General features: G+C 36.2%; 12 protein-coding genes. 5 read left to right on the forward strand and 7 right to left on the reverse strand.

Going from position 1 to position 17,260, the window contains the following annotated elements:
- The first annotated feature begins 75 nt into the window (after window positions 1-75).
- The 3 genes from cmk to pfkA all read left to right on the forward strand — a co-directional run bounded on the left by cmk (window position 76) and on the right by pfkA (window position 2,724).
- Window positions 76-768 (forward strand): (d)CMP kinase, encoded by a 693-nt coding sequence (gene cmk / locus BGO84_RS03105; protein WP_291027550.1) that lies wholly within the window; start codon window positions 76-78, stop codon window positions 766-768.
- The gene (locus BGO84_RS03110; protein ID WP_006844467.1) at window positions 769-1,644 is read left to right on the forward strand and encodes a 4-hydroxy-3-methylbut-2-enyl diphosphate reductase; all 876 of its coding nucleotides are present in this window, start codon (window positions 769-771) and stop codon (window positions 1,642-1,644) included.
- A 99-nt stretch (window positions 1,645-1,743) separates the two neighbouring features.
- Window positions 1,744-2,724, forward strand: coding sequence for a 6-phosphofructokinase (gene pfkA / locus BGO84_RS03115; RefSeq protein WP_252637317.1), 981 nt, complete (start codon window positions 1,744-1,746; stop codon window positions 2,722-2,724).
- A 98-nt stretch (window positions 2,725-2,822) separates the two neighbouring features.
- Here the strand turns inward: pfkA and BGO84_RS03120 are convergent, their stop codons facing one another.
- Together BGO84_RS03120 and rho are read right to left on the reverse strand one after the other, a co-directional pair.
- Window positions 2,823-3,755, reverse strand: coding sequence for a cation diffusion facilitator family transporter (locus BGO84_RS03120; RefSeq protein ID WP_291027552.1), 933 nt, complete (start codon window positions 3,753-3,755; stop codon window positions 2,823-2,825).
- Window positions 3,756-3,850: 95 nt separating this feature from the next.
- Window positions 3,851-5,692 (reverse strand): transcription termination factor Rho, encoded by a 1,842-nt coding sequence (rho, locus tag BGO84_RS03125; protein WP_291027554.1) that lies wholly within the window; start codon window positions 5,690-5,692, stop codon window positions 3,851-3,853.
- A 497-nt stretch (window positions 5,693-6,189) separates the two neighbouring features.
- Here rho and BGO84_RS03130 point away from each other — a divergent pair, with 497 nt between their 5' ends.
- Window positions 6,190-7,857 carry a formate--tetrahydrofolate ligase gene (locus BGO84_RS03130; RefSeq protein ID WP_135106409.1) on the forward strand — a complete coding sequence of 556 codons (1,668 nt, stop codon included), beginning with the start codon at window positions 6,190-6,192 and terminating at the stop codon, window positions 7,855-7,857.
- A gap of 82 nt (window positions 7,858-7,939) precedes the next feature.
- On the opposite strand, the gene BGO84_RS03135 is transcribed toward BGO84_RS03130, so the two are convergent.
- Entirely contained in the window at window positions 7,940-10,153 is a 2,214-nt protein-coding gene (locus BGO84_RS03135) for a glycoside hydrolase family 3 C-terminal domain-containing protein (protein WP_291027556.1), read from the reverse strand.
- Window positions 10,154-10,234: 81 nt separating this feature from the next.
- Window positions 10,235-11,968 carry a phosphoenolpyruvate carboxykinase gene (locus tag BGO84_RS03140; RefSeq protein WP_283687318.1) on the reverse strand — a complete coding sequence of 578 codons (1,734 nt, stop codon included), beginning with the start codon at window positions 11,966-11,968 and terminating at the stop codon, window positions 10,235-10,237.
- Between the two features lie 244 nt (window positions 11,969-12,212).
- On the opposite strand from BGO84_RS03140, the gene BGO84_RS03145 reads away from it, so the two are divergent.
- Entirely contained in the window at window positions 12,213-13,271 is a 1,059-nt protein-coding gene (locus tag BGO84_RS03145) for a class I fructose-bisphosphate aldolase (protein ID WP_135106403.1), read from the forward strand.
- A gap of 132 nt (window positions 13,272-13,403) precedes the next feature.
- Here the strand turns inward: BGO84_RS03145 and BGO84_RS03150 are convergent, their stop codons facing one another.
- From BGO84_RS03150 to BGO84_RS03160, 3 genes are all read right to left on the reverse strand, one after another.
- Window positions 13,404-14,966 (reverse strand): flotillin family protein, encoded by a 1,563-nt coding sequence (locus tag BGO84_RS03150; RefSeq protein ID WP_291027558.1) that lies wholly within the window; start codon window positions 14,964-14,966, stop codon window positions 13,404-13,406.
- 53 nt (window positions 14,967-15,019) lie between these two features.
- On the reverse strand, window positions 15,020-15,595 hold the full coding sequence (locus BGO84_RS03155; protein WP_135106399.1) for an NfeD family protein: 576 nt from the start codon (window positions 15,593-15,595) through the stop codon (window positions 15,020-15,022).
- 164 nt (window positions 15,596-15,759) lie between these two features.
- Complete coding sequence (locus BGO84_RS03160) at window positions 15,760-17,241, reverse strand: TolC family protein (RefSeq protein ID WP_291027560.1); 1,482 nt, start codon at window positions 17,239-17,241, stop codon at window positions 15,760-15,762.
- Window positions 17,242-17,260: the final 19 nt, after the last annotated feature.

Below are 17,260 nucleotides of genomic sequence, written 5' to 3' on the forward strand. Positions count from 1 at the left end.
TCTTTATTAGGAATATAATTTATAACGAATCAACATAAACATTTATATCGCTTAGATGTTTAATAGAAGTAAGTAATGAAAAAAATAGTTATCGCAATAGATGGGTTTTCATCGAATGGTAAGAGTACTATGGCCAAAAGTTTGGCAAGGGAGATAGGGTATATCTATATAGATAGTGGAGCCATGTATAGGGCTGTAACGCTATATTGCATAGAACATAACCTCTTTAATGGCGAAACGCTGGATGAAGAAAAATTGCGTAACGAAATAGAAAATATAAAGATACAGTTTCACTTAAATAAGGATACAGGAACTCCTGAGACATACCTGAATGGACAGAATGTTGAAAGTCTGATACGCAGTATGGAAGTATCGTCTAAAGTGAGTATTGTTAGTGCAATTCCTTTTGTACGCCATGCAATGGTGGCTCTCCAACAAGAAATGGGTAAGGCGAAAGGAATCGTAATGGATGGGAGAGATATAGGAACTGTTGTTTTTCCTGATGCCGAAATGAAAGTTTTTGTGACAGCAAAAGCTGAAATTAGAGCACAGAGACGCTTTGATGAATTGCAGTCGAAGGGTGATACGAAAACGACATACGAAGAAGTGTTGGAAAATTTAAGAACCAGAGATCATATGGATCAGACGCGGGCAGAAAGCCCTTTAATCCAAGCGGATGACGCCATTCTTCTAGATAATTCATATATGACCATTGACGATCAAATGCAATGGTTGGTACAAAAGTTCAAACAAATAACTACAAATTAAATGAGTAATATAGAAATAGATGCTAAGTCAGGTTTTTGCTTTGGGGTAGTTAATGCCATAAAGAAAGCAGAAGAAGAATTGGCCAAAGGAGGCATGCTTTATTGTTTAGGTGATATCGTGCACAATAACCTAGAAGTAGACAGGTTGGAAAAACTTGGAATGAAGACTATTAATCATGAAGAGTTTGCAAAACTGAAAAATGCAAGAGTTTTACTTAGGGCTCATGGCGAACCACCTTCAACCTATCAAACGGCAAAAGAAAACAATATCGAGATCATAGATGCCTCATGTCCTGTTGTTTTACGTCTTCAGAAAAAGATACACGACAAATATGACAGTGAAAGAGATAACAATACACAAATTGTTATTTATGGTAAAAACGGGCATGCCGAAGTGAATGGGCTACTCGGACAAACTGAATCGAGTGCTATTGTTATTGAGAAGAAGGAAGATCTCGAAAAACTCGATTTTTCTAAAAATATTTGTTTATTCTCTCAGACAACAAAACCGCTGGATGGATTTCAAGAGATAATTGATATTATTCAAGGCAGAATGACGGGAGATGCTAAATTTGAATTTTTTGATACTATTTGTCGTCAAGTATCAAACCGTATTCCTAACATCAAAGAATTTGCTCTGAATAATGACATCATATTCTTTGTGGCAGGAGAGAAGAGTTCGAATGGAAAAGTCTTATTTGCTGAGTGTAAAAAATATAATCCGAACTCGTATTTTATCACTACACCATCAGATATAAACCCTGATTTAGTAAGCAAAACAGCCTCAATAGGTATTTGTGGTGCAACTTCTACTCCGAAATGGCAAATGGAAGAAGTAGAAGCAAAAATAGAGGAAATAAGATCGGTGTTAATTTAACCAAATTGACATATTGAGATTAGCCTTATCAGTAAATTTATTCTTATTTTTGTAATTCATTTTGAAAAAGGGACTTTAAGAATAAATATAAATAACATTATGGCTAACATTAAGTGTATTGGTATCCTTACTTCCGGAGGCGATGCTCCGGGTATGAATGCAGCTATTCGTGCAGTAACTCGTTCAGCTATCTATAACGGAATAGAAGTTAAAGGTGTTATGCGTGGTTATAAGGGATTGGTATTTGATGAGATTATACCATTCAAAACAAATAGTGTAAGTAATATTATACAGCAAGGAGGTACAATTCTTAAAACAGCTCGTTGTAAAGAGTTTGAAACAACAGAAGGTCGTCAGACAGCATACGAAACACTTCAACGCGAGAATATTGATGCTTTGGTCGTTATAGGTGGAGATGGTTCACTTACCGGAGCCCGTATTTTTGCACAGGAATATAATTTTCCTATAGTTGGTCTACCTGGAACCATCGATAATGACTTGCAAGGAACAGATTTAACGATTGGTTATGATACAGCGTTGAATACAATCATGCAAGCTGTAGATAAAATTCGCGATACAGCCAGTTCGCACGAACGTTTATTTTTTATTGAAGTGATGGGGCGTGAATGCGGTATTCTTGCACTTAACGGAGCGATTGCCTCCGGAGCAGAAGCTGCCATTATCCCTGAGAGATCAATGCAACAAGACCAATTAGCAGATTTGATATCCAATGGATTTCGTAAAAGTAAAAATAGTAGCCTTGTTCTTGTAACAGAGGGAGATATCACCGGTGGTGCAATGGCAATGGCTGAGCGTGTAAAAAAAGAATTTCCCCAGTACGATGTACGAGTAACTATTCTTGGGCATGTACAACGTGGAGGTTCTCCTACTGCAAACGACCGTATACTAGCTAGCCGAATGGGTGCTTCCGCAATTGATGCTCTGCTTGATGGTCAACGCAATGTAATGATTGGTATTCAGAATGATGTGATTGTATATGTTCCATTTTCCAAAGCAATCAAAAAGAATAAACCAATTCAGCCGGATTTAGTAGAAACATTGAAGGTTCTTTCGATTTAAGAATAGAATAAAATATATAGATACTAAATAAAAAACGACGAAATCATTATCCGATTTTGTCGTTTTTTTTCTTTGATTATTTCCTTTTGAAAAAAACTTTAATTACAAGAGTCTTCAGACAAACAAATATTCTTTCCTTCTAACTGAATTGTGGCATGCTTAATTCCAAATTTTTCATCAATAGAGCGCTTAGCCTTCTCTAGGATTAGGTCACGATCAACATTTGGTTTTACTATTAGGTGAACTGTTAATACCGAAAATTCGGACGTTATCATCCATATATGTAAGTCATGTATATCTTCTATGCCTTCTATTGACTTCAACGCATTTACAACTTCATCAGAGTCTATCTCTGATGGTTTAGCTTCCATCAATATGTTAACAGATTCTTTAAGGACATGCCATCCACTATAAAGAACTAGGAGTGAAACAATCATACTTGCTATTGGGTCGGCTATATACCAGCCAAACAACATGATGAGTATTGCTGCAGCTATAGCCCCAACAGAACCTAACAAATCGCCTATAACGTGCAGAAAGGCACTTCTTATATTTAAGTTTTCTTTGGTCGAGCCTTGTGAATGCAGGATATATGCGACAATTATATTAATAATTAGTCCAATGACTGATATGACCATCATACCCAGGCCTATTACATGAGGAGGTTCTGAAAGTCGATGTATTGCTTCTTTGAATATAAAAACAGAAATCAGGACAAGTACAATGCCATTTAGTAACGCAGCTAGGATTTCAAAACGTTTATATCCATAGGTTTTGGATGGGGTTGCTGCTCTGGATCCGAAAATAAGAGCACTTAAACTTAATCCTAGTGCAACAGCATCACTTAACATATGCCCAGCATCAGATATTAAAGCTAAGCTGTTCGTTAAATACCCTCCGATGAATTCAACAAACATAAATCCTGCTATCAGAAAGAAGCTAATCGTTAAAGCCTTCTTATTGGCATTATGTGCATGGCTATGCCCGCTATGTGAATGTTCGTGGGGGTTATGATTGTGATCGTGTTTCATACGTTCTTATTTAGAATTATTTAAAATAAAAAAGCAAGGGTAAAGTTACTTCTTTTTCCCTTGCTTCTGTTATCTAGAATTATAATTCTTCTTACCTAGTCATTCATTGAGATAAGGAATTCTTCATTATTTATTGTTTTTCTTAATCTTCCGTCAAGGAACTGCATTGCTTCTACAGAGTTCATGTCAGATAAGAAGTTACGAAGAACCCACATTCTGCTTAGTGTATCGTTGCTGAGTAACAAGTCATCTCTACGAGTACTTGATGCAATAATATCCACTGCAGGGAATATGCGCTTGTTAGACAATTTACGATCGAGCTGAAGCTCCATATTGCCTGTACCTTTAAACTCTTCGAAGATAACATCATCCATTTTAGAGCCGGTCTCAGTGAGTGCTGTTGCAATGATTGTTAGAGATCCTCCATTTTCGATATTACGCGCTGCTCCGAAGAAACGTTTTGGCTTATGTAATGCATTCGCGTCAACCCCTCCGGTTAATACTTTTCCTGATGCCGGTTGCACAGTATTGTATGCACGAGCTAGACGAGTGATAGAATCCAATAGGATAACCACGTCGTGTCCGCACTCTACCATACGTTTTGCTTTATTCAATACTATTTCGGCGATCTTCACATGGCGATCTGCCGGTTCGTCAAATGTAGATGCTATAACTTCAGCATTTACACTACGTTCCATATCGGTAACCTCCTCAGGGCGTTCATCGATCAGAAGAACGATCATGTACACCTCAGGATGGTTATCTGCAATGGCATTTGCTATATCTTTTAGCAATGTTGTTTTACCGGTCTTCGGTTGAGCAACAATCAAACCACGCTGTCCTTTACCAATCGGAGAGAATAGATCTACAACACGACATGATAGATTGTCATTACGTCCTTTTGTTAGTTTAAATTTTTCATCTGGGAATAGCGGCTTCAAATGATCAAACGGAACGCGGTCACGTACTTCATCCGGTGTGCGTCCATTGATTCTATCTACCTTAACTAAAGGAAAGAATTTTTCAGACTCTTTCGGTGGACGTATTGGTCCTTCCACAATATCCCCGGTTTTTAAGCCGAATAGGCGTATTTGAGATTGGGATATATATATATCATCAGGTGACGACATATAATTATAATCGGATGAACGGAGGAATCCGTAGCCTTCCGACATAATCTCTAAAACACCTGTAGCTGATAATATTCCTTCAAAATCAAAAGATTTTTCCTGATTCTGATTATTTTGTTTTTGATTTTGTTGATTATTTTGTTGCTGTGCGGGTTTATTTGTTTTAGCTAGTACTTCAGTAATAATTTCCACAGCCGGAACCTCTGCATCAACCTCTAATGGAGATAGAAGTGGTAATCCCGGAACAGGTTCTTCTGGTTGAGCTTCTCTTACTTTGTTAGAGCGAAAAACCAGTTGAGTCGGCTTTACAGCTGTTGGCTGTTGTTTTACATTGCTGACAGGCTTAGCTTCCTTCTCTTTTTCTTCCACTTTTTTTACCACCTCTTTTTGTGGGGTCTTTTCTTTTTCTTCAATGACTACTTTCGGTTCATTTTTCTTTTCCACAACAGGAGCCTCTTTAGGTGTTACTTTTACCTGAGGTTTTGGCTCTTCTTTTTTAGGGGAGGCATCAGCAGGTTTAGAGTCTTGTTTTTCTGTTTTTTTCGCTTGCGGTTGGTTCTTGGGTCTTTCTTGTTTGTTCTTAGCTGCAGACTGGGATTTTCTTTGTTGTTGTTCTATCCGATCTTCGCTTTGATAGCTCTCAGAGTTTTTGTTTTTTGCTTCTAAGATAGCTTGTTCATCAAGAATTTTATAGATTAACTCATCTTTCTTATAAGCATCAGGACGTCGTATCCCAAGCTCCTTTGCGATGGTTCTAAGTTCGATAGTGAGCTTCTCGTTAAGCTCAAGAATGTTGTATATACGCATGTATATCTATATTAAAATATTGATTTTTGAGAATTTTTAATAAATTAGAGTAAAGCCTTTTCTGTAAAACTTTATAATAATAACTTTAATGGAACTTAACTTTAGGGAGATAATAATTTAAGGTTATTATCTAAGATTTAAATAGTTAGTTTGTTGGCTGGCTATCTGTCGGGATGATATTCAACCCCTAATCTTTTTTGTTTACAAGAGAAAATAATTATTTTATTTTTTTTGCTAGACAAAGATAGATTTGCAATAAACCTGTGCAAAGATAATAAAAGAAATCTATTTTACAACATCTATTCTGTTATTGTTTTTTCTATTTCCTTCATAATAAAGACATATAAACTGGTTCTAAATAGTGGAATATGAACATATATGTGAGGACGGGTGTTAATTAGGGACTACAGTGTTGAAAAATCTTTATTGATTCTTTAATTTAAAGATTTATCTTTGCTCCCCGTAAAATTATTAATATCATTAAACCCAATAATAACATGATTACAGATATTGAGATTGCAAGAAATATAGAGTTAGAAAATATAAATATTATAGCCAAGAAGCTCGGAATATCTCAAGAGCAACTATATAATTATGGTAAATATATAGCTAAAATACCTGTATCTCTAATCAATGATCAGAAGGTGGCTAATAGTAACCTCATATTAGTTACAGCAATAACCCCCACTAAAGCAGGAATAGGGAAAACAACAACTTCTATTGGGTTAGCTTTGGGTTTAAACAAAATAGGGAAAAAAACAGTTGTTGCATTAAGAGAGCCATCATTAGGGCCTTGCTTTGGAATGAAAGGAGGTGCTACCGGAGGAGGTCATGCTCAGGTTTTGCCTATGGAAGATATTAATCTGCATTTTACAGGCGATTTTCACGCAATAACATCTGCACATAATATGATAACCGCTTTACTTGATAACTATTTGTATAGAAGTAAGGGCACAAAAGGTTTTTTGAAGGAAATAACATGGAAGAGGGTACTGGATGTAAATGATAGGAGCTTAAGATATATCGTCACTGGATTGAATGGAACAACAAATGGTATCCCCACTGAGTCCGGATTTGAAATTACTCCGGCTTCAGAAATAATGGCTATTCTATGTTTATCGAAAGATATTGATGATTTAAAGCGAAGAATAGGAAATATCATTCTGGGATATACCGTCGAAAATAATGCTTTTACAGTTAATGATCTCGGTGTTTCAGGTGCTATTGCTGTTTTATTGAAAAATGCGATAAACCCCAATTTGGTACAAACTACAGAACATTCTGCGGCTATTATACACGGTGGGCCTTTTGCAAATATAGCTCATGGTTGTAACTCTGTAATTGCTACCAAAATGGCAATGTCTCATGCTGATTATGTAATAACTGAGGCCGGCTTTGGTGCAGATCTGGGTGCTGAAAAGTTCTTTAATATTAAATGTCGTAAGGCCGGTATAACACCTAAGCTTACAATAATAGTGATCACTACTCAGGCATTGAAAATGCATGGAGGAGTAGCTTTGGAAGATATTAAGAAGAAAAATATAGATGGGCTGCTGAAAGGTTTTGAAAATTTGAACAAGCATATCGAAAATATGAAATCTTTCGGACAGACCGTTCTTGTATCTTTAAATAGATATGGTTTCGATTCTGATGAAGAAATTTCATTGATAGAGAAATGTTGTGATAAAATGGGAGTTGGATTTGCCTTGAATGATTCTTATGTAAAAGGAGGCGAAGGAGCTATAGCATTAGCGAAGAAAGTTGTCGAACAAATTGACTTAAATCCTTCCAGAAGTTTAACTTTTACATACGATGATGAAGATGCTATTGATACTAAGATAGATAAAGTTGCAAAGAAAATATATGGTGCAGCCTCTGTTGTATTTAGCAATAAAGCTAAAAGAAAACTGGATACGATTAAGAAAATGGGCATAACTCATTATCCGATTTGTATCGCAAAAACGCAATATTCTTTTTCTGACGATGCCAGCCTGTATGGCACTCCCAAAGATTTTGAATTTACAATAAATGATATTGTGATTAACAATGGTGCTGAATTTATTGTTGCTATAGCCGGAGATATCATGCGAATGCCGGGGTTACCCGCAGAGCCGCAAGCAAAGCATATTGATATTGTAAATGGTATGATTGAAGGACTTAGTTGATAGGTATTTCATGATTTAAAATAAACAAAAAAGCCTCTGAATATTTCTTCAGAGGCTTTTTTTATAATCAATCTAATCAAACTTATTCTACAATAAAATCACTTCCTTTTATATCAAAATCTTTCTCAACGAGTGGAAGTTTTTCTGAATGGGTTGGGGTAGGAGAGCTTCCTCCGATAAATATCTTTCTTTTTCCCGCACTAACTTTTAATATGCCAGCATCATCTACTAAACCGAGCTCTCTTGGCGATAGATTGAATTCTACAGTTTTAGATTCTCCAGCTTTGAGTGATACCCTATTGAAGCCTTTTAAAGCATATAAAGGTTTCTGTCCTTTCGTATCAGGGTAAGAGATATAAAGCTGTACAACCTCTTCTCCTTCTACTTTTCCTGTATTCTTAATGCTGACAGATACTTTAGCATTGTTTCCTGTATCTATTGTTGACGGTACTTGGATCGGTGAATATTCAAATTTAGTATAACTTAAGCCATATCCAAACGGATATAAAACTTCTCCGTTGAAATATCTATATGTCCTGTTTTTCATTTCATATGAATTGAAGGCAGGCAAATCACTATCTTTTGCATAGAATGTAACAGGAAGCTTTCCTGAAGGATTATAGTCTCCAAATAGTACATCAGCAATAGCTGTACCTGCATCCTGGCCACCATACCATGCGTTGACAATGGCTGGAATGCTTTGTGATTCCCATTCTGTTGCAATTGCGCTACCTGTCATCATTACAAACACTGTAGGGATTTTTTCAGCAACAAGGGCTTTCATAAAATCTGTTTGTATTTTAGGTAGCTTGATAGAAGTTCTGTCACCCCCGGTAAAGCCTTCAATTTTAACAGGCATTTCTTCTCCTTCTAACTCGGGAGTGATTCCACCTACAAAAATAACTATATCTACACCTTTTAGACGTTTTAATAATGCAGAAACTTCTTCTTGACTGTTTGCTGAAGGAGTAACAAAGTCTATTCCTTTTTCATAAATAACTTCTGTCCCTTTCAATTTTTGTTTTATAGCTTCGTATGGCGTTACTATCTCCGTTGGGAAACCATTATAATTACCCAAAACAGAAACTTCATTATTTGCGTTAGGGCCTACAACTGCTACTTTCTTTAGCTTTTTACTTAGAGGTAATGTATTATTCTCATTTTTTAGAAGTACAATAGATTCCCTTGTTATTTTCAATGCTAAATCTTTATGTTTCTGAGATTCAAGAACAGATGTCGATATCTGAGAGTATTTAACATTTTCCGCAGGATCAAACATGCCTAGCCTGAATCTTATCGTAAACAAGCGTTTAAGAGATATATCTATTTGCTTTTCTGTAATTATACCAGTCTTTACAGCATCTACAAGAGCCTTATAAGCTTCGTTACCACAATCTATATCCGTTCCGTTGTATACGGCATCAGCTGCTGCATATTTGGCATCAGGGTGCGTTTTGTGATGTTGATAGAAATCGTCAATTGCACCACAATCCGATGTTACATAGCCCGTGAAGTTCCATTTCTCGCGTAGTATCTCTTGCATCAGAAAATTATTGCCACAGCAAGGTTCTCCATTATATGCATTGTATGCACACATCACTCCTGCAACTTTGGCATCCACTACTAAATTCCGAAATGCAGGAAGGTAAGTATCCCATAAATCATAGTCAGTAACAAATGTATTGAATGTATGACGCGTATTTTCGGGGCCGCTATGTACAGCATAATGTTTGGCACAAGCAGCAGCTTTTAGATATTTGGTATCGTCTCCTTGCAATCCGGCAACAAAAGACTTTCCTAATACCCCGGTTAAGAACGGGTCTTCGCCATAAGTCTCTTGTCCACGTCCCCAACGAGGATCTCTGAATATGTTAATATTAGGAGTCCAATATGTTAATCCGTAATATATTTCTCTATTGCCTTTTGATGTAGCGTCGTTATATATTGCACGTCCTTCGTCTGATATAGCAGAAGCAACCTCTTTCATCAACTCTTTATTCCAAGCTGCGGCCATACCTATAGCCTGCGGAAAAACCGTTACTTTATAATCTGTTCTGCCTATTCCATGCAGACATTCGTTCCACCAATTGTATGCCGGAATATTGAGCCGCTCTATTGCAGGTGTATTATTTAACATCTGGGCAACCTTCTCTTCTAATGTTAATTTTGACACTAAGTCATTGACTCGTTCATCAATAGAGAGGTTGGTGTTTTGGAAAGGGTAATTTTGTCCAAGCAGTGAAAAACAGGATAAAACATAGATAGAAAGGATCAGCGTTAACTTCAGTTTTTTCATGATTTTTTTTTGATTCTGAATTATAAAATATACACAAAGCCTCTGATAATGAGTCGAGAGGCTTTGTAAATGTATAATTTATTATTCATTAATCAAAGAGAAAAGCTCTTCGGCTGCCTCACGTGGGCCATCTTTTGCTTTACCTTCAATTGCCAGAGACGTGTGTATTTCGCCGATTTTAACTCCAGCTTTTTTCATATCACTAAAATATGAGCGTACAAGCTTTTCGGTCGCTTCTCGTTCTTGAACAGGTCCAAATGGGTTTGCAAAATAAGATTTCACAAGTCCTTTTTCTGTTGTCGTTCCTTTTGCTTTACGTGCTCCATCTTCAAATATTGGAATAGCTTTATCCAAATCGTTATACAAGAGGATTTTCTTTTCGGCCTCATTGTAATTATTGGCATATAGGAAATAATCTATCGGATATCCTCTGGATATAATTTCATATGTCGATATCGGAATTGTAACACGAGCATTTACTCTATCCATATTGGTATAAACACCTCTATCCAATTGAGCGAAGGCATAAGCCGGATCGAGATCATCTACCCTTACAAAGGCTCCAATCTCGGTTCCATATGCTTTGATAGTACCATCTTCTTCTTTCTTAAGATAACCCATATCATCAAAAATGACACGCATATGCCGGATATAGTTTTCATTTAAAGTTCTGAAAGCCTCAAGACTTTCAGATTTACCCGCACCACTGTCACCCATGATGATTATATTGGATTCTTTTCCATTACGAAGAACAATGTTCACCATAGCGCCGTGTATAGGTAGTCTTTCATTCTCAATTTGCTTCACATTATGCAATGTAAGAAGCATTTTCTTCATATAACCAAAATAATCTATATCGTCGCAATAGTTTGCATATCCAATCAATATATCATTCTTTTTATCTTTGTAATAGAAGGTACGTTTCTCTTCATGACCATCAGGATAACCGAATATGTAGATCATATCTGGTTTTTTTCCTATATATTCATTTTCTGTCGCTATTTCAAAAAGATTAGAGAGCCCTACACCATGTACCATAAAATCTTTATGGAAATAAACGAAGGTTAGCATGTTACCCACTTTAGCCGGAAATACGAACCAGTCGTCTTCGTTTAACACAAGATTTTCAATCGGATTTTGTTGATGCTCTTGGAAAATGCCATCACGTGTATTTCTCTTAGTATAAGAAATATATGGAGGATGAAATACTACTGTACTAATAAAAGGTATTGATGTTAACCCTTTATATTCGATCGGACAATTCCAGTTTACATCGTTTAATGTCAGACCGGCATTAGCTCCGGCTATAGATTGACGAAAAATACGGGATTCCCTTCCTACCACTGTTGTTTGTATTCTACGACCTGTTGATAATATGAGATCGTTAAACATATCATTGGCCTGAATAAAACGAACATTTTGCAGGCCTTCACCCAGCCTGTTATTTCTTACGATTGTATATCTCTCAAGTCTTTTCCAATATTCAAAAAGCAATTCTGTAACTTCTATAAATAAGTCTTTATCTTCAAAGAATTTTGAATACTTGTTATCTACAGCTACAACTTCTTCAATTTCAAATACAGTAAGCAGTTTAAATACTTCGATAAAAGCATCTACAAGATTGTCTTCTGAGCCAAAATGTTCAATATAATAATCGAAAATCACAACCTCTTCTTTCTTAAGAAATTGTTTTATAAAAGAATCAACTACTCGTCGAAAACCATAGCTATTAAGAAGTTTTTGCTTTGTGTCGCAATATTTTAATGTAAAATTGATCATTGCTCTTCCTCTGGAAAGCGTAAATTCATGTAGCATAATGTTTTATATATGGTTAAATTAATACAAAAAGAGAGTGTTTCTTGATACGAAACAAACAAAGATAAAGATTAAATTTAAGTTTTTAGTTAATATGATAAGGTAGATATGGTTTATGTATGTTAAATAATCTTTTGATACGGTATACATCTGTGTCGCATTTTTAAACATAATCTCTATCGGGTTGTTCTATATAAAGTAACATGATTGATTATTCATAATCTAAATACAAAACTTATATATTATGGCTAATTCAAAAATTATAAACATTTTAGGCGATCAAAGTGAGTTTCTTCTTGGGCATGTAAGCAAGACAGTTGACAAATCTCTTATACATGCGCCAAGTCCAAATGCGATAGATAATGTTTGGATAGATTCGGATCGTAACATTCCTACATTAAACAGTTTGCAAAGATTATTTAGTCATGGCAGGCTTGCTAATACGGGTTATTTGTCTATTTTGCCGGTAGATCAGGATATTGAACATACGGCAGGGGCTTCATTTGCTCCAAATCCTATTTATTTTGATTCAGAAAATATAGTAAAACTTGCTATAGAATCGGGATGTAGTGCTGTGGCTTCTACCTATGGGGTATTAGGGTCAGTAGCCCGAAAATATGCGCATAAAATACCGTTTGTGGTAAAAATTAATCATAATGAACTGCTAACATATCCCAATACATATGACCAAGTGCTTTTTGGTACTATAAAAGAAGCATGGAATATGGGGGCTACAGCTGTAGGTGCGACAATATACTTTGGTTCGGAAGAAAGCCGCAGACAAATAGTAGATATTTCCAAAGCCTTTGAGTATGCACACGAATTGGGTATGGCAACCATCCTTTGGTGCTATCTTAGAAATAGCTCTTTCAAGAAAGATGGTGTTGATTATCACAGTGCTGCAGATTTATCATCTCAGGCTAACCATATAGGTGTTACGATAAAAGCAGATATAGTTAAACAAAAACTTCCAACGAATAACGGTGGATTCAAAGCCATTAACTTTGCGAAGTGGGACGAACGTATGTATACAGAATTGTCTAGCGATCATCCTATCGATTTGTGCCGTTATCAAGTTATAAATGGCTACATGGGACGCGTTGGTCTAATTAACTCCGGTGGCGAATCGCATGGAGCGTCAGATCTTAAAGATGCAGTCTATACAGCAGTAGTTAATAAGCGAGCAGGGGGTATGGGCTTAATTTGTGGTCGTAAAGCTTTTCAGCGTCCAATGAAAGAAGGTATTGAATTGATAAATACAATACAAGATGTATACTTGGATAAAGAAATAACTTTAGCGTGAGCTAAAATCTAGTGTTTTTTATTATAGTTGCTAAGCAGCCCTTGTGTATATAAAGCACAGGGCTTCTTTTTTTAGAATAATAGATTAAAAATAAAGACCATTCTATGATTTAAGAATGGTCTTTATTTATTTTTATTTCTTCGTTTCTTCCTTTTCGTTCTTGTCTTCATCTTCTATAGGATGCGCAAGAGGGATGGTAATTCCGGCTTTCTCTGCATCGCCTTTCAGATACGAAGGAAGATTCATTCCGGCCATCTTGAATAAATCATTGAGTGGAGGAACCGACTTCATAAGACCCGAGACAAAATTAGCTGTAGTTGTTTGACCATTGCTATTGTTACCTGACGAATCCCAAACAGTAATCTTATCAATTTTAAGATTCTTGATCGCTTCAACCTGAGTTTTCACCAGTTCAGGAAGCTTTTCTATCAGTAGTAACTGATATGCCGCTACAGGATCGCCTCCGGCTGCATTTACTACACCTTTATAACCTTCCGCTTGTTTAGATAGTATTTCATACAATCCTCGAGCTTCTGCATCCATTTTGGCAAATATAGCATCAGCCTCACCTCGAGCTTGTTCTCTCAACTGTTCAGCCTTAGCTTGAGCTTCAATAATGATTTTTTGTTTCTCTATCTCAGCAGGAATTACAACGTTAGCTATTTGAGTAGAACGTTCTCTTTCAGAACGAGCCAACTCGGCTCTTTGTTCTGCCTGATATGCTTCTTCCAAAGCTTTTGCTTCTTGTACTTTCTCGGACGAAACAGCAAGTCTCAAGGCTTCAGCTTCCTTTTCACGACGTAGAGCATCGGAGCCTGCAATTTCTATTTTTGCAATATTCTCTCCTTTTACTGCTACAGCATTTGCTTCAGCCGTTTTTACACGAGTATCTCTCGTCGCTTCAGCTTTACCAATCGACTCATCTCTGAATGCTCCGGCAATGCTAACCTCTTTGTCCTTCTGAGCTATAGCTATCTGTACATCTCTATCCCGATGTGTTTCGGCTATTTGTACATCACGAAGTCTATCGGCTACAGCCTTTCCTGTTTCACCCATTTTTTCTTGTTCAGCTACACTCACTTTCGCCTCATTAATGGCTTTAGCAGCAGCTTCTTTCCCTAGAGCTTCTATATACCCTGATTCATCATTGATATCAGTTACGTTTACGTTGATTAACTTAAGACCAATTTTACGTAATTCGGTATCTACATTTTTAGAAATATTATCCAGAAATTTATCACGATCCGAATTGATTTCTTCAATCATCATTGTGGCAATAACCAAACGAAGCTGACCAAATAAGATATCTTTCGCCAATTCTTGTATCTGCGAAGTGGTCAAGCCTAATAATCTCTCTGCCGCATTATTCATATTCTCCTTCTCGGTAGAAATCGCAATAGTAAATCGACATGGTACATCGACCCTAATGTTCTGTTTACTCAATGCACTAGTCAGATTGGCCTCGATAGATATCGGCTTCAAATCTAAATAAGCAAAATCTTGTACTACCGGCCAGATAAAAGCACCTCCACCGTGTATACATTTGGCTGAAGCACCTCCTGTTTTGCCATATACAACTAATATTTTGTCCGACGGACAACGCTTGTACCTAGATACCATTGTCATAATGAGGACAAATATTACAATTATAGCCACTACAAAAAGAACTCCTGTTCCTTCAAATAATCCTTCCATAATAAGAGTTTTATTTTAAAATTTATTGTATTTGTTCAATCAAAGAATAGTTGTTAGAGTGTTAAAGGAGTAACAATTAATATATCTCCTTCTATACCCACAACCTTCACTAATGAGCCGTTTTTGATTTCATCAACGCTGTTGGTGATAGCTGAAAGTTCATGAGTAGATCCCCTAACACTAATAAAGACCTTTCCTTTTCCTGTTTTTGCCGCAGGAATAGAAAGATAAACATCTGCGGTTTTACCTATTGTATCTTCTATTTTAAAGCTATTATCTTCTGATAGTTTTAGTAACGCTCGCATAATAAAGAAAAAGAATGCAATGAAGAGGACTCCTACTAGAAACGCGACAATAGCTAAAAGAATATTGTTTTCTATAACATTGTAAAGTGATACTCCAGCCCATCCAAATCCTAGAAGAAAATTAATTAGGTTTCGAAGAGAAAAAAGCTGAAAAGGAGAATCTCCGCCATCTAGATTTCCATCAAAATCTGCATCAACACCTGTATCCGCATCGGCTCCAACAAAGGTCATTATTGTTTGTATAATAAATATTACACTCGCTCCGATGGCTATATACCAATAAAACTGTTGAGTGCCATCCATATTAGCAAAAAACTCTTTCATTATAGGTTTTAGTTAATGGTGTTAATTATATTTAAGCTTTATACAAATATATAATTTTTTCGCTAGAGAATTGACTCTAAAGGCATGTTTTTAAAATAAAAATTCCGTGAAACGTAAGATAATTTCACGGAATCTGATAACACTTGATTCTACATTAAACTCAATTATTCCAAATGTATAGGCTTTCCTTGGTAGAAATCTAATATTTTACTTCTAAAAAGGAAATCATACTTCGCCTGAATCTGTTCTGATCTACTTGTCAATAATTTAGTTTTCGCTTCATTAAATTCAAAAACAGTAGATTTTCCTATTTCATATCTTTCTTGTGCATACTTGAACGATTCTTCCGCTGCATCGTATGCCTTATCTGTAGAGCCGTATTTAGCCTGAGCTGCGACAGCACTCTGATATGCTTGCTGTATTTCCTTGTATAAGGCTAGTTTTACATTGTCTAAAGCTAGAGTTTGGTTTTCTATGCTTAATCGCGCGCTACGCACTTGATTACGTGTTTGGAAGCGATTGAAGATCGGGATATTCAGTGAGAATCCTATATATTTAGTCTGATTTTGACTAAGTTGTTTAGATATGCTTTCCTGATCCACCCCTTTTTTATAAATACGATCAAATCCGGTACCATAGCGCATAGTCATATCTAAAGTAGGATAGTATCCTGACTGAGCAACCTTTAATAATTTTTGAGAGCTTCCTAGCTTATATTGAGCCTCTTTAACATGGGGTTTTGTTTCTAATGCCATAGTGTAAACCTGATCGGGTGGTATTATACTAGAAATATTATCATATACAACATCTCCTAAATTAGGTTCTTCTATATCAAAATCTTTAGTTGTTGGCAAATTTAGTGATTGTGACAGATTTAGCAGAGATAAATCAAGGTCGTTATTTGCCATAGTCACATTTAGTTCATCTTTAGCTAACTGCGCTTTGATATCATACAATTGTGATGACGGAACCTTTCCAGCTTCAAGTAACAACTGTGTGCGTTCTACTTGCTGAGAACTATAAGATACTTGGTCTTTATATGCCTTTAGAATCTCTTTTTTGAAAAGTACATCTAGATATAACGATACTACTTGTAGTTCTAGATTTTCTTTTGCTTTTTTCAATCCTTCGACTGCAGCTTGCAAATTCAATTCATCCGCTTTTATTTGATTTGAAATACGGAATCCTGTAAATAGAGGTACAGATGTTGATATACCAAAGCTGGTAGAGCCTGTATTTCCTGTTCCTACAGCATTTGTTGTGGTTCTGATAGAACGACCAAAGTTAAAATCTTGTCCAATATTTCCGTTTAAATTTGGCAGACGACTATTCTTTGATGTGCTCAGATCTATTTCTGCACTTTTTACATTCAGAGATTGTTGTCGAAGGTCAATATTATTTTCTACTGCATAATCAACACACTGTTTCAATGTCCACTTCCCGGTTCCTTGAGAAAAAAGTGGAGTTTTTACTTGTACAGATTCTGCCGAGTGTTCTCCTAATATTTTAGTTGAATCTGCCGTCTCATCTAAGGTCTTTTCAGAACGAGACTCAGCCTTTTCTACATATGTCCTTTTTCTTACCGTTTGTGCTTGTATTGTAAAACAGAAACTTAATAGGACACAGAGTGTTATTGTTTTTTTCATAATTGTATACATTATCCTA

This window comes from Dysgonomonas sp. 37-18 (genome assembly GCF_001899125.1).
Classification (GTDB): domain Bacteria; phylum Bacteroidota; class Bacteroidia; order Bacteroidales; family Dysgonomonadaceae; genus Dysgonomonas.

Coding starts and splice junctions, on each gene's coding strand:
- cmk (WP_291027550.1), top strand. CDS start 76: ATGAAAAAAATAGTTATCGCAATAGATGGGTTTTCATCGAATGGTAAG.
- BGO84_RS03110 (WP_006844467.1), top strand. CDS start 769: ATGAGTAATATAGAAATAGATGCTAAGTCAGGTTTTTGCTTTGGGGTA.
- pfkA (WP_252637317.1), top strand. CDS start 1,744: ATGGCTAACATTAAGTGTATTGGTATCCTTACTTCCGGAGGCGATGCT.
- BGO84_RS03120 (WP_291027552.1), bottom strand. CDS start 3,755: ATGAAACACGATCACAATCATAACCCCCACGAACATTCACATAGCGGG.
- rho (WP_291027554.1), bottom strand. CDS start 5,692: ATGCGTATATACAACATTCTTGAGCTTAACGAGAAGCTCACTATCGAA.
- BGO84_RS03130 (WP_135106409.1), top strand. CDS start 6,190: ATGATTACAGATATTGAGATTGCAAGAAATATAGAGTTAGAAAATATA.
- BGO84_RS03135 (WP_291027556.1), bottom strand. CDS start 10,153: ATGAAAAAACTGAAGTTAACGCTGATCCTTTCTATCTATGTTTTATCC.
- BGO84_RS03140 (WP_283687318.1), bottom strand. CDS start 11,968: ATGCTACATGAATTTACGCTTTCCAGAGGAAGAGCAATGATCAATTTT.
- BGO84_RS03145 (WP_135106403.1), top strand. CDS start 12,213: ATGGCTAATTCAAAAATTATAAACATTTTAGGCGATCAAAGTGAGTTT.
- BGO84_RS03150 (WP_291027558.1), bottom strand. CDS start 14,966: ATGGAAGGATTATTTGAAGGAACAGGAGTTCTTTTTGTAGTGGCTATA.
- BGO84_RS03155 (WP_135106399.1), bottom strand. CDS start 15,595: ATGAAAGAGTTTTTTGCTAATATGGATGGCACTCAACAGTTTTATTGG.
- BGO84_RS03160 (WP_291027560.1), bottom strand. CDS start 17,241: ATGAAAAAAACAATAACACTCTGTGTCCTATTAAGTTTCTGTTTTACA.